General features: G+C 37.7%; 23 protein-coding genes and 1 riboswitch. All 23 genes read right to left on the minus strand.

From position 1 onward, the window contains the following. Positions 1–2: 2 nt before the first annotated feature. Positions 3–105, minus strand: a riboswitch (purine riboswitch). A gap of 369 nt (positions 106–474) precedes the next feature. The 23 genes from WAX78_RS16370 to rimP all read right to left on the minus strand — a co-directional run bounded on the left by WAX78_RS16370 (position 475) and on the right by rimP (position 24,080). Beyond that, positions 475–2,844: a DNA translocase FtsK gene (locus WAX78_RS16370; RefSeq protein WP_336483096.1), complete on the minus strand. Its 2,370-nt coding sequence runs from the start codon at positions 2,842–2,844 to the stop codon at positions 475–477. A gap of 361 nt (positions 2,845–3,205) precedes the next feature. Beyond that, positions 3,206–3,412 (minus strand): YlzJ-like family protein, encoded by a 207-nt coding sequence (locus tag WAX78_RS16375; protein ID WP_336483097.1) that lies wholly within the window; start codon positions 3,410–3,412, stop codon positions 3,206–3,208. Further along, on the minus strand, positions 3,409–4,158 hold the full coding sequence (locus WAX78_RS16380; protein ID WP_336483098.1) for a ClpP family protease: 750 nt from the start codon (positions 4,156–4,158) through the stop codon (positions 3,409–3,411). The genes WAX78_RS16375 and WAX78_RS16380 overlap by 4 nt, the downstream gene beginning before the upstream one ends. Positions 4,159–4,261: 103 nt before the next feature. Next, positions 4,262–5,932 carry a ribonuclease J gene (locus WAX78_RS16385; protein WP_336483099.1) on the minus strand — a complete coding sequence of 557 codons (1,671 nt, stop codon included), beginning with the start codon at positions 5,930–5,932 and terminating at the stop codon, positions 4,262–4,264. A gap of 497 nt (positions 5,933–6,429) precedes the next feature. Further along, positions 6,430–7,308 carry a 4-hydroxy-tetrahydrodipicolinate synthase gene (gene dapA / locus WAX78_RS16390; protein WP_336483100.1) on the minus strand — a complete coding sequence of 293 codons (879 nt, stop codon included), beginning with the start codon at positions 7,306–7,308 and terminating at the stop codon, positions 6,430–6,432. A gap of 11 nt (positions 7,309–7,319) precedes the next feature. Then, positions 7,320–8,552, minus strand: a complete 1,233-nt coding sequence (dapG, locus tag WAX78_RS16395; RefSeq protein WP_336483101.1) for an aspartate kinase — start codon at positions 8,550–8,552, stop codon at positions 7,320–7,322. 22 nt (positions 8,553–8,574) lie between these two features. Continuing rightward, complete coding sequence (gene asd / locus WAX78_RS16400) at positions 8,575–9,621, minus strand: aspartate-semialdehyde dehydrogenase (RefSeq protein ID WP_098309709.1); 1,047 nt, start codon at positions 9,619–9,621, stop codon at positions 8,575–8,577. A gap of 149 nt (positions 9,622–9,770) precedes the next feature. Further along, positions 9,771–10,370 (minus strand): dipicolinate synthase subunit B, encoded by a 600-nt coding sequence (locus WAX78_RS16405; RefSeq protein ID WP_336483102.1) that lies wholly within the window; start codon positions 10,368–10,370, stop codon positions 9,771–9,773. After that, the gene (dpaA, locus tag WAX78_RS16410; RefSeq protein WP_336483103.1) at positions 10,367–11,269 is read right to left on the minus strand and encodes a dipicolinic acid synthetase subunit A; all 903 of its coding nucleotides are present in this window, start codon (positions 11,267–11,269) and stop codon (positions 10,367–10,369) included. The genes WAX78_RS16405 and dpaA overlap by 4 nt, the downstream gene beginning before the upstream one ends. Before the next feature lie 170 nt (positions 11,270–11,439). After that, complete coding sequence (locus WAX78_RS16415) at positions 11,440–11,691, minus strand: YlmC/YmxH family sporulation protein (RefSeq protein WP_336483104.1); 252 nt, start codon at positions 11,689–11,691, stop codon at positions 11,440–11,442. Positions 11,692–11,978: 287 nt separating this feature from the next. Continuing rightward, positions 11,979–13,223, minus strand: coding sequence for a M16 family metallopeptidase (locus tag WAX78_RS16420; protein ID WP_154711820.1), 1,245 nt, complete (start codon positions 13,221–13,223; stop codon positions 11,979–11,981). Between the two features lie 88 nt (positions 13,224–13,311). Continuing rightward, positions 13,312–14,211, minus strand: coding sequence for a polysaccharide deacetylase family protein (locus tag WAX78_RS16425; RefSeq protein ID WP_336483105.1), 900 nt, complete (start codon positions 14,209–14,211; stop codon positions 13,312–13,314). A gap of 272 nt (positions 14,212–14,483) precedes the next feature. Next, positions 14,484–16,628 (minus strand): polyribonucleotide nucleotidyltransferase, encoded by a 2,145-nt coding sequence (pnp, locus tag WAX78_RS16430; protein ID WP_336483106.1) that lies wholly within the window; start codon positions 16,626–16,628, stop codon positions 14,484–14,486. A gap of 160 nt (positions 16,629–16,788) precedes the next feature. Continuing rightward, a complete protein-coding gene (rpsO, locus tag WAX78_RS16435; protein ID WP_020059143.1) occupies positions 16,789–17,058 on the minus strand; it encodes a 30S ribosomal protein S15 in 270 nt (89 codons plus the stop codon). Between the two features lie 100 nt (positions 17,059–17,158). Further along, positions 17,159–18,130, minus strand: coding sequence for a bifunctional riboflavin kinase/FAD synthetase (gene ribF / locus WAX78_RS16440; protein ID WP_336483107.1), 972 nt, complete (start codon positions 18,128–18,130; stop codon positions 17,159–17,161). A 43-nt stretch (positions 18,131–18,173) separates the two neighbouring features. Beyond that, positions 18,174–19,097 carry a tRNA pseudouridine(55) synthase TruB gene (gene truB / locus WAX78_RS16445; RefSeq protein WP_336483108.1) on the minus strand — a complete coding sequence of 308 codons (924 nt, stop codon included), beginning with the start codon at positions 19,095–19,097 and terminating at the stop codon, positions 18,174–18,176. A 77-nt stretch (positions 19,098–19,174) separates the two neighbouring features. Further along, entirely contained in the window at positions 19,175–19,531 is a 357-nt protein-coding gene (gene rbfA / locus WAX78_RS16450) for a 30S ribosome-binding factor RbfA (RefSeq protein WP_336483109.1), read from the minus strand. 15 nt (positions 19,532–19,546) lie between these two features. Then, complete coding sequence (locus WAX78_RS16455) at positions 19,547–19,828, minus strand: DUF503 domain-containing protein (RefSeq protein ID WP_098309700.1); 282 nt, start codon at positions 19,826–19,828, stop codon at positions 19,547–19,549. Next, positions 19,825–21,891, minus strand: coding sequence for a translation initiation factor IF-2 (gene infB, locus WAX78_RS16460; protein WP_336483110.1), 2,067 nt, complete (start codon positions 21,889–21,891; stop codon positions 19,825–19,827). The genes WAX78_RS16455 and infB overlap by 4 nt, the downstream gene beginning before the upstream one ends. Positions 21,892–21,895: 4 nt before the next feature. After that, positions 21,896–22,207 carry a YlxQ family RNA-binding protein gene (locus tag WAX78_RS16465; RefSeq protein ID WP_020059149.1) on the minus strand — a complete coding sequence of 104 codons (312 nt, stop codon included), beginning with the start codon at positions 22,205–22,207 and terminating at the stop codon, positions 21,896–21,898. Further along, on the minus strand, positions 22,208–22,480 hold the full coding sequence (rnpM, locus tag WAX78_RS16470; protein ID WP_020059150.1) for an RNase P modulator RnpM: 273 nt from the start codon (positions 22,478–22,480) through the stop codon (positions 22,208–22,210). It lies immediately after the preceding gene. 11 nt (positions 22,481–22,491) lie between these two features. Beyond that, positions 22,492–23,592 (minus strand): transcription termination factor NusA, encoded by a 1,101-nt coding sequence (gene nusA, locus WAX78_RS16475; protein ID WP_098309698.1) that lies wholly within the window; start codon positions 23,590–23,592, stop codon positions 22,492–22,494. Between the two features lie 17 nt (positions 23,593–23,609). Further along, a complete protein-coding gene (gene rimP, locus WAX78_RS16480; protein WP_154711812.1) occupies positions 23,610–24,080 on the minus strand; it encodes a ribosome maturation factor RimP in 471 nt (156 codons plus the stop codon). Positions 24,081–24,297: the final 217 nt, after the last annotated feature.

Genomic DNA, 24,297 nt, shown 5'->3' on the forward strand with positions numbered 1-24,297 from the left:
TTGTATTTACACTTTTTCCTCATAGTCTAGCTAATTTATGGTTGCTAGGTAGAAACTTATGGACCTTATTTCCAAGATTATATGAGGTTTATTTTGATTCCGAAGTAATCGTACCACTTGATATGATTGCTGTCAATACAATCCAACAAAAAAATCGAACGTTGAAATCAAATAATATATAACCATTCGTATTCTCATCAAAACACGCTATTAGTAAGCGTTATCATTTTTATTTAATAAAGAAACCGACTAGAAGTATTTCTAATCGGCTTTTTTATCTCGCATGAACAGGCAATTATCCCCCATTCATGGAAGTTTCACCTTCCCCCGCACTAACGGGCAGTAAGCCCCCATCTCAAGATTCAGAGAAAACGAAGAAGATAGATGGAGAATAACTGCCCATAAGAGCCCGATTGGGCGGACTTTCCATCAGCGGGGAATAAAATCTCCCCTACTGATAGAAGTTTCACTTTATTACGAACTTTTCTCTTGAATATCTTTTACTAATACTTCACGGGGCTTACTTCCTTCATACGGCCCGACAACACCATTCATTTCCATCGCGTCAATTAAACGTGCTGCCCTTGTATACCCAATACGGAACCTCCGCTGCAACATAGAAACTGATGCTGTCTGCATATCGACAACAAGCTGAACTGCTTCATCATATAAGCTATCCTCTACTTCTTGTGTTGTTTCTGGTACATCTTGCGGGATCATATCCTCTTGGTACTGCGCTTTTTGCTGCGTAACAACGTATTCTACTACTTTCTCTACTTCCTCATCCGATAGAAACGCTCCTTGCACACGAACCGGTTTAGAAGCACCAATTGGTACAAACAGCATATCACCGCGTCCTAATAATTTTTCTGCTCCCCCTGTATCAAGAATCGTTCTTGAATCAATTTGAGAAGAAACTGCAAAAGCAATTCGTGATGGAATATTCGCTTTAATAACACCAGTAATAACATCCACAGATGGACGCTGCGTTGCAATAATTAAATGAATACCAGCTGCACGTGCCATTTGTGCAAGACGCATAATCGCATCCTCTACATCTGAAGAAGCAACCATCATTAAATCCGCCAACTCGTCCACGATAACAACAATATAAGGAAGTTCGGGTTGCTTCGCTTCGGACTGTTCGTTATGTTGCTTTATATACTCGTTATAACCTTCAATATTACGCGTTCCACTATGAGCAAATAATTCGTAGCGACGTTCCATTTCACTGACAACTTTTTTTAGCGCCTGTGACGCTTTCTTCGGATCTGTTACAACAGGCGTTAATAAATGCGGAACACCATTGTATACATTTAACTCTACCATTTTCGGATCAATCATCATTAGTTTCACTTCGTGCGGCTTAGCGCGCATTAAGATACTAGTAATAATTCCGTTTATACATACACTCTTTCCGCTACCAGTTGCTCCTGCTACAAGTAAATGAGGCATTTTATTCAGACGAGCTAGTACAGCTTCTCCTGTAATGTCACGCCCAAGTCCAATTAATAACTTTTCTTCTGGATGATTATTTGCTTTTGAATCTAACACTTCTCTTAACGTAACGATTGCAACTTCTGAATTTGGCACTTCAATCCCGATAGCTGATTTCCCCGGAATTGGGGCCTCAATTCGAATATCTTTTGCCGCTAAAGCTAATGCCAAATCATCACTTAAACTAACAATTTTACTTACTTTAACTCCCATATCAGGATACACTTCATATTTTGTAACAGCTGGTCCTCTATGAACCTTTGTTACTTTCGCTTTCACACCGAAGCTTTGGAATGTTCGTTCCAACTTACGTGCATTTTCATAAATCGTTTCATTTTCATTGGTCACTTGCTTATTCTTCGGAAACTTTAATAGCTCTAAAGAAGGCAATTTATAATCTTTATTTTCAACATCTGAAAAATGCATTGGCGGTGCTGCTGTCTCTCCAGCAAGAGATTCAACAATTTTCCCGCCTTTCTTCGGCTTCGGCTGCTCCTCTTGCATAGGCAGAGATTCTTCTAGATTTGTTTCAGAAATAGGCGATTCATTTCTTATTGGATCTGGTGTTGCATAGTTTTCAGTAAAGTTTGATATAATTGGCGGCACTACATCAGCCTCTTCTACACTCTCTTCTAACTCCGGTACTTCTTGCACATGGCGTTCACTTCGCGTACGAGCAATCTTTTTCTTTTCCGTTTTCTCAGCAGCACGTTTTGTTTGCCACTCTTTATAATCGCCTTGCATCACTTCAAATTGCCCTCTAAGTATACGCCCAATCGGTGCAAGCACCTCACCTATATGTTTATTTGTAATACATAGTACACCAAGTAAAATGAGAATCATTCCAATTATGTATGCGCCAACTTCATCAAATAAAAAGTAACATGTCGCAAACATAATAGCCCCAAACATCCCCCCGCCTAAATGAACCGTGTCGACTCCTTTTTTCATTTCATGAAAAAACAAATCTTTCGTAGTCACAATAACAGATGAACTTTGTACCGCTCCATCTTTCGTTAGGAGGTTGACTAATGTAATATGACTAAACATGAGCACAGCTAATGTGATTAAATATATACCAATCAATCGTTTGTGCAATAAATTTGGCCACCCTCGTTTTATAACAAACGCTATAGAAAGAGCAATAACTCCGAGTACTCCAAGTATGTACCATTCCCCAAAGAAAAAGCGAAAAAATAGCACGAATGCTTTTCCGACAACACCTAGCTGCATAATTGTAATGATGGAGAGCGCAAAAAGAGTCAAACCGACGATTTCGTAGTACAAAGTTGGCTTTATGGTACGTCTTGCTTTTGTTTTCGTCCCTCTTTGCTTTTGTTTTGCCATTTCTTCACCTCAAATTCCAATTCAAAATATAACTTTTTTTGTAAAACAAGTGTAGTTTCCATCCCGCTCTAGTGGCTATAAATTTTCTTCATGTTATCTTACCAGTGGATAATTTTAAGCCAAATACAAATAAAGTAAAACCTCCATGAATGCAGGGTTTCATCCCTCACATCGTTAGCCCGAACAATCGAGATTTCACTGGAAATTATCCCGCTCCTATCTTCTTTGTTTTCTTAGAATCTTGAGGTAGATGATAATTTCATGCGAATAGCGGGATAAATTGAAGAAAGCAGCCTATACATGGCTGCTCCACCTTCTTGTTTTTTATATTATACCATAGCTCATAAACAAAATCCTGCTTTTACGAAAAGGATATTTTTTGCCCTGGCTCATATTGTAAAAAATGCTGGGGATCTGTACTTAATACACGTACAACAGAATAATCATTTTCATTCCCCATTCCAACAACCATATCAATACCATCTACATGTACAATTTTCTGCCTTGCAAATTCTGTATGATCCATCGGATATACAAGTTGTTCTGGCATAATGGTATATAAAATCATTGTAATAACGCCCCGCTTTGTTCAGTTGATGCTTTTGCGTCAATTAATTCATTTAATTTTTTGATCGCTTGGCCAATCCCGCCAACATCATCAATCAAACCATATTTCACGGCATCTCCACCTACAACATTTGTACCAATATCTCGTGTTAAATTCCCTTTCGCAAACATTAGCTCTTTAAAACGATCTTCTGTTACTTTTGAATGCTTTGTTACAAAACGGATGACACGCTCTTGCATCTTATCTAAATACTCAAATGTTTGCGGAACACCTATCACAAGACCTGTAAGACGAATAGGGTGAATCGTCATTGTTGCTGTTTCTGCAATGAGTGAATAATCCGTTGACACAGCAATTGGCACACCAATTGAATGACCTCCACCAAGAACAATTGATACTGTCGGTTTCGAAAGCGAAGCAATCATTTCAGAAATTGCAAGCCCAGCTTCTACATCTCCTCCAACTGTATTTAACAAAATTAATAATCCTTCAATTTTGGGATTTTGTTCAATTGCTACAATTTGAGGAATAACATGTTCATATTTCGTTGTTTTATTTTGCGGCGGCAATTGTACATGCCCTTCAATTTGCCCTACAATTGTTAAACAATGAATACGCGATTCATTTAATTGCGGAACATTTGTCTGTCCAAGTTGCTGAATTTTCTCTAGCACAGAAGCTTCTTTCGTTTCTTCTTTTGTCTCGGCCTCTTTTTCTTCATTTTTCATTTCATCACGCTCTACCATATCGTATCCCCTTTCTCACGTATACAACTATTATTTGTTAAGTTGTGAATTTCATTCGACAGAGGAAAAAAGAAAAAGCTGCCTACAAATAGGCAGCCATCTCTTATACTTCCATGATAATTGGTAAAATCATCGGTTTTCTCTTTGTTTTTTCAAATAAAAATTGTCCGAGTAACTCACGAATATTTTGTTTTAACGTTGACCATTCAATAGAATATTCTTTAATAGATTGTTCTACAATTGTTCGTACAATATCAGTTGATCTTTCAATTAAGGCTTCTGACTCACGAACATAAACAAATCCTCGTGAAATGATTTCCGGTCCAGAAATAATCTTTTTCTCATCTTTTCCAAGCGTTACAACAACGACTAAAATACCATCTTGTGATAACATTTTACGATCACGTAAAACGATGTTTCCAACATCACCAACGCCTAATCCATCAATCAACACATTTCCCGCTGGAACCTTACCAGCAGGTTTTGCCTCTCCAGCTGTGAAGGAAATCACTTCACCTTTTTCCGTGATAAAAATACGGTCTGAGTGAATGCCAACATCTTGAGCTAAACGAGCATGTGCCTTTTGCATGCGGAATTCACCATGTACAGGCAAGAAATATTTTGGTTTCATTAAGTTCAACATTAGTTTCAATTCTTCTTGACTACCATGACCTGATACATGAACTTTCTTTTCTCCGTAATACACTACATCTGCACCTGCTCTAAACAATAAATCAATTGTCCTTGAGACAGATGTTTCATTCCCTGGAATTGGCGATGCAGCAATAATGACTGTATCACCTTTACGAATTGCAATTTGTTTATGGGCTTGTCTTGCCATTCTAGAAAGAGCTGCCATTGGCTCACCTTGGCTACCAGTCGTTAAAATTGCCACCTTTTTCTCAGGATAATTATCAACATCCTGTAGTGAAATTAACATACCTTCTGGAATATTTAAATACCCTAGGTTATTCGCAATATCAACAACTTTTACCATACTTCGTCCAACCACTGCTACTTTACGCCCAGTTTCATACGCTGCATCAAAAACTTGTTGAATACGATGAACGTTAGAAGCAAATGAAGCTACAATAATACGGCCTTCTGAATTATAAAATACTTTAGAAATCTCCAAACCAACTTCTCTCTCGGATCCAGTATAGCCAGGACGTTCTGCATTTGTACTATCAGATAATAAGCAAAGCACGCCTTCATTTCCGATTTGTGCCATTTTCCCAATATCTGAACCATTATTTCCAATAGGAGTTTGGTCAAATTTAAAATCACCAGTATATACAATTGCACCTTGCGAAGTATGGAAGCAAACCCCTACTGCATCTGGAATACTGTGTGTCGTTTTAAAGAAGGAAACAGTCGTTGTGTCAAATTCTACCGTAGTATTAGAATCGATCGTTTTTAAATCAACACGACCTAACATACCCGCTTCTCCTAATTTTTCTTTCACAAGGCCATTCGTTAGCTTCGTTCCATAAACTGGAATATCTAATTTTCTTAACACATAGACAATACCACCAATATGATCTTCATGACCGTGTGTTAAAAATAGTCCTTTAACTCGCTCTTTATTTTCCACTAAATATGTAATGTCAGGAATAACAATATCTATTCCAAACATCTCTTCTTCTGGAAACATAAGTCCCGCATCCACAATAAAAATTTCAGAATCAATTTCAACGCAGTACATATTTTTTCCAATTTCGCCCACTCCACCGAGAGCGAATACTTTTACAGTATCTATCTCTTTTTTCTTCATGTTGTTGCCTGGTTTAAAAATGTTGTAAAAACTGATCCCACTAACATTGTAGAGAAACCAGGGGAAACTCCACCATCATTTTTCAGCATCTAAAACGAAGGTCTTATCGCTATGCGATATCACGTTTTTTCGTTTTTAAACCAGGTTCCACCTCTCTTTCATTATATAAATCAAATGTTTTATGTAATTTCATATAAAATCCGATAATCCGTAAAGTTTTCCCATTTTTGCTAAGTGTACCCGTACAAAGCTACTTAGCCATATTATAACTGATACAAGAAATAGAACACAAGCTAAATTATAAGAAAGAAAAGAGAAGAATATGTACCAGATGATAAACTGAAGTCATTTCATCACTTCATCTAAGTAATAAAGCGAAACTTTCGTCCGTGGAGATTTTCTCTGTAGATAGGGGATCTTACTGCCCTAAAGTAGTGAGATAGAATAGGAAACATAAAAAAGTGACTTAGTACATTTCCACTAAGCCACTTTTTCTATTAACGAGGAATAGATTGTATAACTTCAAGTAATTGCATTCTTTCTGCTTCAGTTAATGGTAGAAGAGGTAAACGAACAGAACCAACGTCTAATCCTACGATTTGCAGTGCCGTTTTGACAGGAGTCGGACTTGGTGCCATAAAGAGCGCATTCGTCACTCTTACTAACAATTGATGAAGCGTTTGTGCTGTTTTCATATCACCAGTTTGGAATGCTGCAATCATGTCTTGCATCTCATTACCAATTACATGAGAAGCAACAGATACAATACCTTTCGCTCCAATCGCCATCGCTGGCAATGTTAAGCCATCATCACCGCTGTATACAGCAAAACTATCATCAGTCTTTTCAATGATTTCTGTCATTGTTAATACATCGCCGCCTGCATCCTTAATTGCAACAATGTTTGGAATTTGTGATAAACGAACAACTGTATCAACAGAAATTTGTACAATAGATCGGCCTGGAACATTGTATAACATAACCGGCAGTTTTGTACTTTCAGCAATTGTTTTAAAGTGCTGATACATACCTTCTTGACTCGGTTTATTATAATACGGTGCAACTAACATAATTGCATCTGCACCTACTTCTTCTGCTTTTTGCGTAAGCTCTATAGAAGCATGTGTATTGTTGCTACCAGTTCCAGCAATTACAGGCACTCTTTTATCGACAACAGATACGACATGGCGATATAACGCTACTTTTTCTTCAGATGTTAATGTAGGAGACTCACCTGTTGTCCCCCCTACAACAATCGCTGTTGTACCGTTATCAATTAAATAATTTACCAATTTTGTTGTCTTTACAAAGTCGATATTTCCATTTTTATCAAATGGTGTGACCATCGCTGTTGCAATTGTCCCAAAATCTATCATGGTCTCACTCCTTATAATTCCAGTTGCTTTTCTTTTGAAAGCTCAAATGCACGATGAAGCGCATTTACAGCATCTACAAGTTTCTCTTCTTTAACAAGCACCCATATTGTTGTATGGCTATCTGCAGATTGTAATATTTGAACACCGTTTTCAGCTAACGCTGTTACAATTTTTGCAGTAACTCCCGGAACCCCTGCGATACCAGCTCCAACAATGGATACCTTCGCGCAGTGCTCAGTTACAATTGGATGATATCCAAGCGTATGCAGTACTTCAATAGCGCGACCTGCAACATCGTCACTAACTGTGTATGCTACACCAGTAGGAGAAATGTTGATTAAATCTACGCTAATCTTTTCCTTTGCCATTTCTTTGAACACTTCTGTTTGTAAATCGTATGCCCCGTCCTTCGCCAACACTTTAATTTGCGTTACATTGGAAACATGAGCAATACCAGTTACAGGACGCTCTTGTACATCGCGACCTTTTGTTGCGCCATCATACGCTGCAATCAGAGTTCCTTCGCTATCAGAATATGTTGAACGCACACGCAGAGGCACTTTCGCATGCATCGCAATTTCAACTGCACGCGGATGAACAACTTTTGCACCTTGATATGCCATATTACAAATTTCATTATATGTTACATTTTCAAGGTGACGCGCATCTTTTACAATACGTGGATCAGCAGTCATCACACCTTCTACATCTGTAAAAATGTCAATATACTCAGCATGAAGTGCAACACCTAACGCTGACGCTGATGTATCACTACCCCCGCGCCCAAGTGTTGTCGTATCGCCCTCATTCGTTTGCCCTTGGAAACCCGTTACAACAATTACATCAAATTCTTCTAATTCCTTCAAAATACGCTGACAATCCATTTCAATAATCTTTGCATTTGTAAAGTCATCATTTGTAATGAATCCAGCTTGTGCACCGTTAAACGCTGCAGCCTTTACACCATTTTCATTTAACATATTTGAAAACACAATTGCCGAAATTAACTCACCACAAGATAATAATAAGTCCTGTTCACGTTTTGAAATGAACGATTGTTTTTCATTTACAAGGCTTAATAATGTATCCGTCGCATAAGGCTCACCTTTGCGGCCCATCGCAGATACAACAACTACAGATTTATAGCCTTCTTTTAATGATTTTTGAATGTGATGAAGAGCATGCTTTCGACCATTTTCATCACGCACAGACGTTCCACCGAATTTTTGGACAATAATTTTCATTTTCGCACCTTCTTTTAGCCGTTTACACTAATTGTAATTTCACTAATCGTTCTGCAATTTGAACAGAGTTCCATGCAGCACCTTTTAATAAGTTATCAGATACGACCCAAAGATGGAATCCTTTATCATTGTTTAAATCTTTACGAATACGACCAACGAATACTTCGTTTTTACCAACTGCAGTTGCTGGCATTGGGTATACTTGTTCTGCCGGGTTATCTTGCAGTACAATTCCTTCTGCGTTCGCTAACAAATTACGCAGTTCTTCTACCGTTACACCTTCTTTTTCCACTTCAATGTAAACAGATTCAGAGTGACCTGATACAACTGGTAATCGTACGCATGTTGCCGCTACTTCAAGTTCTGGCATATGCATAATTTTCTTCGTTTCATTAATCATTTTCATTTCTTCAAATGTAAAGCCATTATCTTCGAACTTATCAATTTGCGGAATCGCATTGAATGCAATTTGATAATGTTTTTCATCACCTTTTACAGGTAAAACATTTGCTTTTACTTCTTCGCCATTTAAAATGGCTTGTGATTGTTCATGAAGCTCTTCAATTGCAGCAGCCCCTGCACCTGATACAGCTTGATATGTGGAAACGATTACTCGTTTTAAACCAAAGTGCTGACGAACTGGTTCGAGAGCAACTACCATTTGAATTGTAGAACAATTTGGATTTGCAATGATTCCGTTATGTTCTAATAAATCTTTTTCATTTACTTCTGGTACAACAAGCGGAACATTTTCTGTCATGCGGAACGCACTAGTATTATCAACGACGATTGCACCGCGCTTTGCTGCTTCTGGTGCTAATTGTTTTGATACAGATCCACCTGCACTAAAGAGCGCAATATCCACTCCTTCAAAGCTTTCAGGAGTAGCCTCTTGTACTGTTACTTCTTCTCCTTTAAATAAAAGCGTTTTGCCTGCAGAACGTTTAGATGAAAGTAACGTTAATTTTCCAATTGGAAAATCACGTTGCTCTAAAGTATTTAACATTTGTTCACCAACTGCGCCGGTTGCTCCAACTACAGCGACATGAAAAGATTTTTTCTTTTCCATCACTATGCCCCTTTCTAGGTACCAATCTTTCTATAGTTAGAATAAAAAGGAGTAACAAATACTCCTTCTAATTCTTAATAGAATTAATTTTATCATATTCTGCGATAAGAGTGATGGTTTCATGAAAAAAATTGTCTGTTTTTTGTTTGTTAATTCATGTATCTGAATTTTTCTACAACTACAGGTTGCAGTTGTTTCCCTTCCATCGCTTCAATCATTGTATCCTGCAACAATTCCATACGTGCTACCATAGAATTCGGTTTATTATGCGGTGCATCTTGCCCAAACGGCACAAAATAAATATTTTTTGTCGCCATCAGACGCATCATATTCACTCCGTTTAATCCGAGAGCATCATTTGTTGAAACAGCTAATACAACAGGTTTACCATTTCTTAATGTTGCTTTCGCTGCCATTAGTACAGGAGAGTCTGTCATGGCATTTGCAAATTTACTCATCGTATTCCCTGTTAACGGAGCTATAACCATACAGTCTAGCGGAATTTTCGGACCAAGCGGCTCTGCTTTTACAATAGAGTCAATTACTTTATGACCTGTAATAGTTTCTATCTTTTCAATCCACTCTGCCCCTTCACCAAACCTCGTATTTGTCGTTTGCAATGTATACGATACAACAGGTAACACTTCAGCTCCTTCCGCAACAAGCTTCTCTAAATGCGGCATGACTTCTGCATACGTACAATGCGAACCTGTTAATCCAAAACCAATTCGTTTGCCTTTTACACTCATTTTTCATTCTCCTTTCTCGCTTCTATATCTGCCTTTAATAAATTAGAAAGGACGTTCGCAAGAATTTGCCCTGCTGTTTTTGGTGCAACAATTCCTGGCAGTCCAGGTGCTAACAACGCTTTAATGCCTCGCTTTTCCGCATATCGAAAATCCGTTCCGCCTGGTTTAGAAGCTAAATCGATAATTAACGTATGAGCTGGCATTTTTGAAATTACACTTGCTGTTACAACAAGATACGGAATTGTATTAATCACAATATCGACATCTTGTATCTCTTGCTCTATATCTCGCATTTGAAATGGCGTAAATGTCATCTCTGAGATACGAGCGATATGTTCAGAGCGCCGGGCACCTACCTTCACTTTCGCTCCTAGCGACTGAAATGCTCTCGCTACGCTCATTCCAGTTCTCCCAAATCCCAATACCATTACCTTAGAGCCATGAATTGTATAATCTGTATGTTGAATGACCATCATAATAGTCCCTTCAACCGTTGGAATTGAATTATAAATTGCCACATCATCACGATCAAACAATTTGACAAGTTTTCGATTCGTAGAAGAAGCAATTGTATCTAAGTAAGTGTTACTAATACCTGAATATATCGTAAAATGTGCTGGTGTTTTTTCAATTTGCTCTTTCGTAATTATCACTTTTTTATTAGAAAAAATTGTATCGATTTGTCCGTTTGCATCAGTTCCAGCTACCGGCAAAATGATGGCATCTAAAGAAGTAAAATCGAGATTTTGCATACTCTCTTTTGCTGCTCCTGTAAATCCATGATCAAGTTGATCAAAGCCTACTAATGAGAGTTTTGCATCAAGCTCAACTAGCTTACGAATAACTTCAAGCTGCCGTGCATCTCCTCCTATGACAGCAATATGGATATCAGTCAACATCCTTTACTTCACCTTCTTTTTCTCTCATTATAAGAAAAGCGCCTACTTTTTTCGTTTTCCTCCACATCATATGTAATATACGAGTATAAGGTGATTGAAAAACAAAAAGTAAGGATGATTTACATCTATGGATTCCTACAATAAAAAAAGACAACCACAATGGTCATCTTTTAAACAGAATCTGAATAATTAGCAAGATCAAAAATAATCATATCCTGCCCCACTTTTTTTATTCTACTCCACTCCACACGCACTTCTTGCTGCCCTCGCTTGAATCCTCCCCATTTCCCGACAGGAATAATGAGCGCTTGAACCTTACCATCTTTCTCATCAATCTCTAAATCCGCATGTCCAAGTACTCCCATTCTTTCCGCACGCTGTAAATCAACAATTTCTTTCCCGCTCAGTTCACTTAATCGCATTCCATCCTCTCCTTATATAACATTCTAATTAGAATGCTTCTTTTATCTCGCTACTTTTGGACAGTAAGACTCTCACCTCAAGATTAAGTGAAAGCGAAGAAGGTAGGTGAGGGATAACTGCTAGTATGTGACTTTCCATCAGTGGAGGATGAAGCCCCCCACTGGTGGAAGTTTCACTTTATATTAAGTACCTATTCTAGTCTTACAAAAAAAATGCCTCCGAATTTTGCCCCCTTGTATATAAAAAAACCGTTTCTCCTTAATAAGAAACGGTTTCATAGATATATTTATTTTGTTCTTATTCCTTTTGGAAGTTCTCCATTTGGACTAATAAGCGCTGCTGAAAACTCGTCTGTAAACATATTACGAATCAGCGTATCTACATCCGCTTTTGTAACACTGTTTACACTTTCAATAATTTCATCTAAAGAGCGGTGCTTTTTCAACAGCAACTCATTTTTACCATTGCGGCTCATACGACTATTTGTACTTTCTAAACTTAACATAAGATTTCCTTTTAATTGCTCTTTACTGTTAAGTAATTCTTTTTCAGTGATACCTGTATTTTTTAACGTATCTAGTGTTTGCTGAATAGTTTCGTACAGCGTATCTAACTGCTGACTACCTGTTCCTCCGTAAATTGTTAACATCCCTGTATCTTCATAAGAAGAATGATAAGAAAAGACAGAGTATGCTAATCCACGTTGCTCGCGCACTTCTTGGAACAGGCGGCTACTCATACTGCCACCTAAAATATTATTTAATACAATTAAATTATAAACACTTTCGTCACCCATTTGTAATCCTTTAAATCCTAAACATAAATGGGCTTGTTCTGTTTCTTTTTTGCGCGCTACTTTATTCGGGTGAAAAATAGGGTTATGTACTTGTTCGCGATTTGTCGTTCCTTCATAATTCCCAAAGTATTGTTCGACGATTTGAACAAAGGATTCGTCAATATTACCAGCGATGGAAACAACGACATTTTCTGGCGTATAATGATCTTTTATATATTGACGAAGCGTATCACCTGTAAATGTATCAAGGGTTTGCTCTGTTCCTAAAATTGGATATGCTAGCGGATGTGTTTCATACGTCGCTTTCGTTAACATATCATGAACAATATCATCTGGTGTATCTTCATACATTTTAATTTCTTCGAGCACTACGTTCTTTTCTTTTTTCAATTCTTCTTCAACAAACGTTGAATTAAAGAACATATCCGCTAAAATATCAAGCGCATATTTCGCATGCTCATCTAATACTTTTGCATAGTAACATGTATATTCCTTTGATGTAAACGCATTAACTTGCCCGCCAATGCTATCGAAGGATTCTGCAATTTCTCTAGCACTACGTGTTTTCGTCCCTTTAAAAAACATGTGTTCTAAAAAGTGAGAAATCCCATTATTCTTTACATTTTCATTTCGTGATCCTGCATGAATCCATACTCCAATTGCAACAGAACGTACTGTTGGAATATTCTCCATTACGATTCTTACTCCATTTTTACACGTATATTTTTTGATCAAATGCCTTCCTCCTATTGACAAATTCTCTGTAAAAAGATTCTATTATATAATCATAACAAGTTTAACAGCGAATGTCATGCAAATGTGTTTAATCAATACGCTTTTCGTCTACTAAAGTAGATACGTTCCCTACCGTATACCCTTTCTCTTTTAGCTTTGAAATCAATGTATCAAGTGATTCTGCTGAAGAAGAAGTAGGATGCATTAAAATAATGGCACCGGGATGTACTTTATTTAACACTCGCTGTAGCAATACGTGTGGTTCTGGTCGTTTCCAATCAATTGTATCTACCGTCCACATAATGGTTCCCATTTTTAGTTTTGCAGCAGTATGGACAACATCATCACGAAAACTCCCACTTGGCGGTGCAAACCAGCGTACCTTTTGATTCGTTGCTGCTTCAATGACTTGATTTGTTTTTTGTAATTGTTCATAAATTGCATCAACCGATAAAGTTTTCATATCAGGATGCGTATATGAGTGATTTCCCACTTCCTGATTTGCATCTGCAATCATTTTTGCAAAACGTAAATTTTCCTTTACCCATCTTCCCTCTAAAAAAAAAGTTGCTTTAACTTGATGTTTTTGCAGTACTTCTAACATCCGAGAAAGATATTCGTTCCCCCAAGCGACATTAATAGTAAGGGCAACCATTTTTTTGCTTGGATTCCCTCTATAAATAGGAGCAGGAGATAAATCTGTTAAATGTACTTGAGGTGATACTTCTCGATATACCAACTGTTTCTCATCGAAACTCCCCTTCCTCTTCATGTTATCATAGGAAGCCCTTATATCTACTTCTTTTCCGTTGTAACCTGGCGTTGCTTTCCATATTTTATCAATACATGCATTTTGTGCTGGAATCTTATATCCTTCCGCTTTTTCTTCAATTTCTTCGTACAAACGGTCTTTTGCATATGATATATGCGAAACATGCTGAGCAGAGAACAATAATATAACTATAAGTAAAATGATGCGAGTTTTCATAAAAGTACCCTCCAATAAAATGAAACTTCTATCATTAGGCGTTACCTACATCCGCCACTGCTATTTAGCCCAATCTCACTTCTTCTCTTCCCCTAAATGCCGAGACGGATTTACTGCTTATTAAAGCAGAATAATACAAATCTTCTTTTCTTATCATTGTTAATTTAAACGTTCTCGCTAAAACTATACTCTGTTATATACAAAAAAACCTTGAGATATATCTCAAGGTTTTATACATAGTAAAAAAGCCAAGAAATTCCTTGGCTTTTCGTTTATTCTTGTTCTTGTTTTTGCTCTTGCTCTTGCTCTGCCGCTTCTTTTTCCTGCTCTTCTTTAAGCAGTACTTTTCTAGACAAGTTTACACGACCTTGTTTGTCAATCTCGATAACTTTTACTGAAATCTCATCACCGATTTTCACAACATCTTCTACTTTGCCTACACGCTCAAGTGCTAGTTCAGAGATATGAACAAGACCGTCTTTCCCACTGAATAATTCAACGAAAGCACCGAATTTTTCAATTCGTTTTACTTTTCCTAAGTAAATTTCGCCTACTTGTACTTCGCGAACAATATCTTCGATAATTTTTTTCGCTTTATCATTCATTTCTTGATCAACTGAAGAAATAAAGACTGTACCGTCTTGTTCGATATCAATTTTTACGCCTGTTTCTTCAATAATCTTGTTAATTTGTTTACCGCTTGGTCCAATAACATCACGGATTTTATCCGGATTAATTGTCATTGTAATAATTTTTGGAGCATACGCAGATAACTCAGTACGCGGCTCAGCAATAACAGATAACATATGATCTAGAATGTGCATGCGTCCAACTTTTGCTTGTTGCAATGCTTCTTCTAAAATTTCACGAGATAAGCCTTCAATTTTAATATCCATTTGAAGTGCTGTTACACCTTTAGCTGTACCTGCTACTTTAAAGTCCATATCACCTAAGTGATCTTCCATACCTTGGATATCTGTTAAAATTGTGTAGTGTTCACCAGACTTCACAAGTCCCATTGCAATACCAGCAACTGGCGCTTTCAGTGGAACACCTGCATCCATCATCGCTAATGTACTTCCGCAAATACTTGCTTGTGAAGTAGAACCATTCGATTCTAAAACTTCAGATACAAGACGAACTGTATACGGGAAGTCCTTTTCAGATGGAATAACAGGTTCAAGAGCACGTTCACCTAATGCACCATGACCGATCTCACGACGACCTGGGCCACGCATTGGTCTTGTTTCACCAACACTAAAGGACGGGAAATTATAATGGTGCATAAAGCGTTTTGATTCTTCTACACCAAGACCATCTAAAATTTGCACATCGCCTAATGCACCTAATGTACAAATACTTAATGCTTGTGTTTGTCCACGTGTAAATAGACCTGAACCGTGCGTACGAGATAAAATACCTACCTCTGATGATAAAGGACGAATTTCATCACCTTTACGTCCATCTGGGCGGATTTTTTCAACTGTAATAAGACGACGTACTTCTTCTTTTACAATTTTATATAAAATCTCATTTACTTGTCCTAATGTTTCAGCATCAGCTTCTTGTGCCTCATAATGCTCAATAACACGTTTTTTCACTTTATTAATTGCATCTTCACGTGCATGTTTTTCGTGCACTTGAATTGCTGAATGCATATCTTGTTCTGCCATTTCACGTACAGCTTGATCAAGTTCAGCATCCACTTCATAAAGTTGTACTTCTGTTTTCTCTTTACCTACAGCTTGTACAATCTCTTCTTGGAAAGCAATTAGACGTTTAATTTCTTCATGACCAAACATAATTGCTTCTAACATTGTTTCTTCAGGCACTTGATCTGCCCCTGCTTCTACCATGTTAATTGCGTCTTTCGTACCAGCTACAACAAGATGGATATCACTTTTCTCTTGTTGTTCTACTGTTGGATTAATAATGAATTCGCCGTCAATACGACCAACTGTTGCACCCGCGATTGGACCTTCAAATGGGATATCTGAAATCGATAACGCTAATGAAGAACCAAGCATAGCTGCCATCTCAGAAGAACAATCTTGATCAACACTCATTACAATGCTGACAACTTGTACTTCATTACGGAAACCATCTGCGAAAAGCGGACGAATTGGTCGGTCAATTAAACGACTTGCTAAAATTGCTTTTTCACTTGGACGGCCTTCACGCTTAATAAAACCGCCTGGGATTTTTCCGACTGCATATAAACGTTCTTCATAGTTTACTGTAAGCGGGAAGAAATCTACATTTTTTGCCTCTTTTGATGCAGTTGCTGTAGATAGAACCGCTGTATCGCCATATCTTACTAATACTGCTCCGTTTGCTTGTTTTGCAAGCTGACCTGTTTCAATTGTTAGCTGACGACCAGCCAAATCTATCGAGAAGACTTGCTTTTCGTGACTCATTTAAGTACCCCTCTCAATTTAAAATATTCAGTTCTTCTATGTAAATGAATAATATATCACAATATCCTTCCTCTAGTATTACCGAAAATTCAGTAAGCTATCAAGAGTCAAAGATATATTTTTACCTAACAAAAAAGCGGGAATATTCCCGCTTTTTTGACTATCGACGTAATCCAAGTTTTGTGATTAGTTCACGGTAGCGAGTGATGTCATTGTTACGAAGGTAAGTAAGTAAGTTACGACGTTTACCAACCATCTTTAAAAGACCGCGACGTGAATGATGATCTTTCTTGTGAGTACGTAAGTGCTCATTTAGAGTGTTAATTTGCTCCGTTAGGACAGCAACTTGAACTTCTGGAGAACCAGTGTCAGTCTCATGAGTTCTAAATTGTGCAATGATTTCATTTTTACGCTCTTGCGTTAAAGCCATCCTATTTCACCTCCTAAGTAATAAATCCCCAATTACCTAGCAAACGTCGGTGAGTCGTAATGCCAAGCAATGGTTATTTTAAAGTACATAAGATAGAATACTACTTTTTATTCGAAAAAGCAAGTGTATTATTTGCACAGCTAAAATAATCTTCTGCTACTCTTTTATCTTTTGCAATTTGTGCAACTAACTCATCAATACCATTAAATTTCTTTTCTTCGCGAATTCGCATATGCCACTCTACAACAACAGACTCATCATATATATCACGCTGAAATTCAAAAAGATGCACTTCAATAGAAAGCTGCTTTTCACTTTCCTTAAAAGTCGGTTTATATCCGATATTACATACACCTTCATGCCACTCATCAGTTACTTTCATTCGAACGGCGTATACACCAACAGGCGGTAAAAGATATTCATCATTTAGAGCAATATTTGCTGTCGGAAAACCAATTTGGCGTCCGCGCTTATCTCCATGAACAACCATTCCTTCAACAGTATACGGTCTGCCTAAAATAGATGGTATTTGTTCCATTTCTCCATTGCGAATATGTTTTCGCAATAATGTGGAACTTACTTTTTCTTCTTGAAATTCTACTTTTTCAATCACGGTTTGTGTAAACTCCCCTCTTGCATGAAATGGCAAAGTTTCCATCGTCCCTTTTCCTAAACGTCCATATGAATAATCAAAGCCTGCTACAACATGCTGTACATTCAGCCCAATGATATAATCATCTACAAATTGTTGTGGTAATAAATTCGCAAATGCTTCGTCAAATTTCACAACATATAAAATATCAATTCCTAAACTTGCAATTACTTTTTCTTTACTTCGTAAAGGCGTAATATACTCTACATGCGCTTCCTTTTTCCCTAATACAACAGACGGATGCGGATGAAAAGTCATAACAGCACTTTTAAACCCTCGTTCTTCCGCTACCTTTTTCGCAGTATGAATGACACGTTGATGACCTAAGTGAATACCATCAAAATACCCTAATGCCATTACAGTAGGCTCTATTTCCGCTTTGTTTAATGCATGAGGATGAGTTAAATGAATGAGTTTCACGCTTAAATTCACCTTTTTCTATAATAATCCTTCTAATTATTCATTATAGCTGTAATTCTTGATTATTCACAAGTACTTTCATCGGTTTCAACATCCCTGGACGTTTTGGATGATGCTCATAAATCGCTAAACAGCGCTTATTTTCATCAAAGACTGTAATAAATGGCGCTGTCAATTGCTCTTTATTTGGTAAGAACATACCATTCTTTACTTTTTCTGCTTGTTCTTCATTAACAATTATTTTTGGAAACTTATGTAATGCTTCATCAATGGAAATAAAGATAGATTCCACTGTTCCATTTTGCACGTTTTGCTCAATTTCTTCAAATGATATGCAATCTTCTAAGTGAAACTCTCCTGATGCTGTTCGTACAAGATCTGACATATGCGCAGGGAATCCAAGTTTTTCACCAATCATCACAGCTAATGTTCTTACGTATGTGCCTTTGCTACAAGTCACTCGAAAACGGAAGGAAATTGTTGCCCCCTCAAACACTTCACGGTCATCAAGTAATGTGAATTCATGAATCGTAATGGTACGAACCGGGCGCTCTACTTCTATTCCTGCCCTTGCATATTCATATAATTTTTTTCCATTTACTTTTACAGCAGAGTACATCGGTGGTACTTGTTCAAGTGTTCCTGTTAAATCCTCCAATACGGATTCTACTTCTTTACTTGTAATAATACGATTTACATCCTGTTTTTCTACAATTTCACCCGAAGCATCTTCTGTAGTCGTCGAAAAGCCCAGCGTAACTTCGCCCTCATATGTTTTTGTTTCACTCGTTAAAAACTGAGCGATTTTTGTAGCACGTCCCACACAAATCGGTAATACACCTGTCACATCCGGATCTAAAGTTCCTGTATGCCCTATGCGTTTCTCTCTTAATATTTTTCTTAACTTAAATACGCAATCATGCGATGTCATTCCTTTTGGTTTATGTAATAACACTACACCTTCCATATGTTCACCTCATTGTTATACTTTTGTATGTCAAATTTACTTCAGATTGAAAAAATGGATAGACAAATGTCTATCCATTATTCTTCACGTTTATCTTCTTTATTAATTTCATGTAAAAGCGTATCAATTCGATGACCATATCCAATCGATTCATCAAATTCAAAGGAGATTTCAGGTGTTTTACGAAGACGAATACGTTGTCCAATTTCGGAACGAATAAAGCCTTTCGCCTTTGCTAAGCCTTTTAACGTATTTTCTTTCTGCTCTTCGTCTCCTAAAACAGAAATATATACTTTGGCAATCTGTAAATCCCCACTTACTTGCACATCTGTTACCGTCACAAAACCGATACGTGGATCTTTAATTTTGCGACTGATAATTTCGCCTAATTCTTTCTTCATTTGCTCGCCCACGCGATTTGCACGTAGCTTCATAACTAATCACCTCATTCAATACCATTCCAATTGTGTTATCGTACGTTCAATCTCAGGAAATGAGTCAATATACTCAAGTACACGATTCATTTCTTTTTCGCAGACAACACGATTTGAGGATACGGAAACGATTGCAATTTCTGTACGTTGCCATACATCCTGGTGTCCAACTTCTGAAACAGATACATTGTAACGCTGTTTCACACGAGTTAAAATACGCTGTAAAATTGCTCGTTTCTCTTTTAAAGAATGCACATCATAAATCATACATTCGAATGAGAGTGAAGCGATAATCATCGCTTCACTTCTTCCATAATGTACGCCTCAATGATGTCCCCTTCTTTAAGATCATTATATCTTTCAATTGTAATACCACACTCATAGTTTTGTGCAACTTCTTTTACGTCATCTTTGAAACGTTTTAACGTATCAAGCTGTCCTTCGAAAATAACTACGCCATCACGAATGATACGTACGCCGCTATCACGTGTGATTTTACCATCAGTTACGTAACATCCTGCAATTGTTCCAACTTTCGTTACTTTGAATGTTTGACGAACTTCTGCTTGACCGATTACTTTTTCTACGAATTCAGGATCTAGCATACCTTGCATTGCTGCTTCAATTTCTTCAATTACTTTGTAAATAATACGGTGTAAACGAATATCAACATTTTCTAATTCAGCTGTACGTTTCGCGTTTACATCAGGACGTACGTTAAATCCGATTACGATTGCATTTGATGCAGAAGCTAAAATAATATCAGATTCTGTAATTGCACCTACGCCAGTATGGATGATTTTCACTTTTACGCCTTCAACATCAATTTTACGAAGTGATGCTGCCATTGCTTCTACAGAACCTTGTACGTCTGCTTTCACAATTAGGTTAATTTCTTTTACATCGCCTTCTTGAATTTGTTGGAATAAATCTTCTAGGCTTAGTTTAGATTTTTCACCGCGCTGTGCAAGCAATGCTTGTTGTGCACGTGATTCACCGATTTGACGTGCTTTCTTCTCGTCAGCAAATGCCATAAAGCGATCGCCAGCTTGTGGTACTTCGTTTAAGCCTGTAATTTCAACAGGAGTAGACGGACCAGCAACTTTTACACGACGACCAATATCATTTACCATCGCACGAACACGGCCGAATGATGTACCAACAACGATTGGGTCTCCTACTCGAAGTGTACCGTTTTGAACAAGTAATGTCGCGATTGTTCCTTTACCTTTATCAAGCTGTGCTTCGATTACTGTACCAGTTGCATAGCGATTTGGATTTGCCTTATATTCTTCTACTTCACTTACAAGAAGAATCATTTCTAATAAGTTGTCAATTCCTTCGCCTTTAATCGCAGCAATCGGTACGAAAATTGTATCGCCGCCCCAAGCTTCTGGAACTAACTCATATTCAGTTAACTCTTGCATTACACGGTCTGGATTTGCTGATGGTTTATCCATTTTATTCACAGCAACGATAATTGGTACTCCAGCTGCCTTTGCGTGGTTAATCGCTTCAACTGTTTGTGGCATAACACCGTCATCAGCTGCTACAACTAGAATTGTAATATCCGTAACTTGCGCACCGCGTGCACGCATTGTTGTAAATGCTGCGTGACCTGGTGTATCTAGGAACGTAATTTTTTTGTCGTTTACTTCAACTTGGTATGCACCAATATGCTGTGTAATTCCGCCCGCTTCACCAGCAGTTACTTTTGAATTACGAATAGAGTCAAGTAATGTTGTTTTACCATGGTCAACGTGTCCCATAATTGTAACAACAGCCGGACGTTCTTTTAAGTTTTCTTCATCGTCTTGCTCATCCATAAATGTTTCGAATTCTGTTTCACTAACAATTACTTCTTCTTCTACTTCAATACCGTAATCACCAGCAATTAGCTCAATTGTATCTTTGTCTAAATCTTGGTTAATTGTTGCCATGATTCCAAGCATAAAGAGCTTTTTAATAATTTCAGACGGCTCTTTGCTTAATTTTTTTGCCAATTCGCCTACAGCAAGTGTACCAGAGAAAGTGATTTTATCTGGCGTTTCTACCGTTTGCGTTTGTTGTCTTCCAGCAAAGTTTTCTTGACGTTTGTCTTGATTCCCTTTACCTTTTTTCTTATTCTTATTGCTGTTCTTTTTGCTACGAACAACTTTTTCCTCTACTTCAAACTCATCTGCAACAGAAGTTTTTTCTGCTCCATCATTATATTGATTATCTAACTTGTTTACTACTTCATCATCTAACATCGCCATATGATTCGATACCTCAATATTCATTTCTTTTAGTTTTGTAATAATATCTTTACTTGAGATATTGTGTTTTTTTGCATATTCATATACTCGAATTTTACTCATACCTTCACCCCCGGTAAGTTGTATCGAGCATGCTAAGCAGCTTCTTAGCAAAGCCGTCATCTAACACCGCTACAACGACTCGTTCTTCTCTCCCAATCGCATGCCCTAACTCTTGTCGATTTTCGACTTTTCTCATTGGTACGTTGTAGAACGTTGTTTTGTCCGTAATACGCTTTGTTGTATTTGCTGACGCATCTTCAGAAAGCAATACGAGCTTTGCCTTACCGCCTCGAACTTCTTTTAAAACAAGCTCTTCACCCGATATAATCTTTCGGGCCCGATTAGCTAGCCCTAAAAACGATTTCCAATTGGACACTTACTTCGACTCCTTCTCAACAAGCTCAATTAGCTCTTCATAAAGAGAGTCATCAATTTTCGCTTTTAGGTGATGTTCCAAGACATTCTTCTTTTTCGCCTGAGAAATGCATTCTTTATCTTTTGACAAGTATGCACCGCGTCCTGATTGTTTGCCTGTTAAATCAATAGACACGACTCCCTCTTTGGAACGAACAATGCGAATGAGCTCGCGTTTTGATTTCATCTCTTGTGTTACAACACATTTTCGTAACGGAACTTTTCGATTGCTCACGTTCATCACCTCTATTCGATTTCGTCTTCAGCAGAATCGAATGCGATCATCATATCTTCTTCTGTTAAAAGTCCTAGTTGTTTCGCATCAGACTCACTTTTAATATCAATTTTCCAGGCAGTTAACTTCGCTGCAAGTCGCGCATTTTGACCACGCTTACCAATCGCTAAAGAAAGCTGATGATCTGGAACAATGACAGTAGTTGCTTTTTCTTCTTCGTTTACAAGCACTTTTACAACTTGTGATGGGCTCAATGCATTTGCTACATATTCAACTGGATCATTTGACCAGCGAACAATATCAATTTTTTCACCTTTTAGCTCATCTACGATGCGTTGTACACGTTGTCCTTTCGGCCCTACACAAGAACCTACTGGATCTACATCTATGTTTTCAGAGTACACAGAGATTTTAGAACGATCTCCAGCTTCACGTGCTACAGAACGAATTTCTACAGTTCCATCATAAATCTCCGGCACTTCAATTTCAAACAGACGCTTTAAAAGACCTGGATGTGTACGAGATACATAAATTTGCGGTCCTTTTGTTGTTTTCTCTACTTTTGTAATGAAAACACGAATGCGATCATGCGGTTTATATTGTTCGTTTGGCATTTGCTCACTTACAGGTAAAAGTGCTTCTACTTTTCCTAAACTTACATAAATAAAGCGAGCATCTTGACGTTGTACAATACCAACCATAATGTCTTCTTCACGATCGCTAAACTCAGAATAAATAACGCCACGCTCTGCCTCGCGTACACGTTGCGTCACAACTTGTTTTGCTGTTTGCGCTGCAATGCGTCCGAAATCTTTTGGCGTAACTTCAATTTCTAATACGTCGCCCTCTTGATAGTTCGGATTAATTTGTCTTGCTTTTTCAACAGAAATTTCAAGACGTGGATCAAATACATTTTCCACAACATCTTTACGTGCTAATACTTGAATAGTTCCAACTTCAGGGTTGAAGCTAACGCGAACATTTTGCGCTTGGTTAAAATTTCGTTTATAAGCAGAGATTAAAGCTGCTTCAATAGCATCAATAATAATATCTTTGCTTATACCTTTTTCTTGTTCTAATACGAGCAAAGCATCTAACAACTCAGTGCTCATGAGGATCCCCCTTCTTACTAAAACGTAACTGCAAGTCGCGCATTGGCAACTTTATCCATTGGAATTTGGATTTCTTTTTTACGTGTTTTAATTGTTAATAGTAATGTGATTGTTGTTCCATCGTACGCGAGTAGTTTTCCTTCAAACATTTTCTCACCATCGATTGGCTCATATGTTTTAATCGCAACTTGTTTTCCTACTGCTTGCTGGAAATCTTTTTCTTTCTTTAATGGACGCTCCGCTCCTGGAGAGGATACATCTAAAAAGTAAAGATGAGGAATTGGATCCTCTTTATCTAAAGCTTCACTTAATTGCTCACTTACCGCGCCGCATTCCTCAATATCTACTCCTGTATCAGAGTCAATGGATACGCGTAAAAACCAATCTTTTCCTTCTTTCACATACTCTACATCTACAAGCTCAAGACCAAGCTCTTCGACAATTGGCTGCGCAAGTGCTTCAACAATTTCTGTAACTTTCTTATCCATAAACAGCCTCCTTTCTGCCGCCATGTGCCGTCTGAAAGATTTCACTCTGCGTATAGTTAACCAACGCAGCTTATATATTCTTTCTCGTTAGCTAACAAAAGCCCCTGCCAATAAGCAGGGAATATCTGTCTTAGTATTACCAAATTTAAGAAGTAAAACTTGTAACAAAATATGTATATACGACAGCAGCGCCTCATCTATCATCTCGGCGCAGAAA

It is taken from the genome of Bacillus yunxiaonensis, assembly GCF_037104695.1.
Taxonomy (GTDB): Bacteria; Bacillota; Bacilli; order Bacillales; family Bacillaceae_G; genus Bacillus_A; species Bacillus_A yunxiaonensis.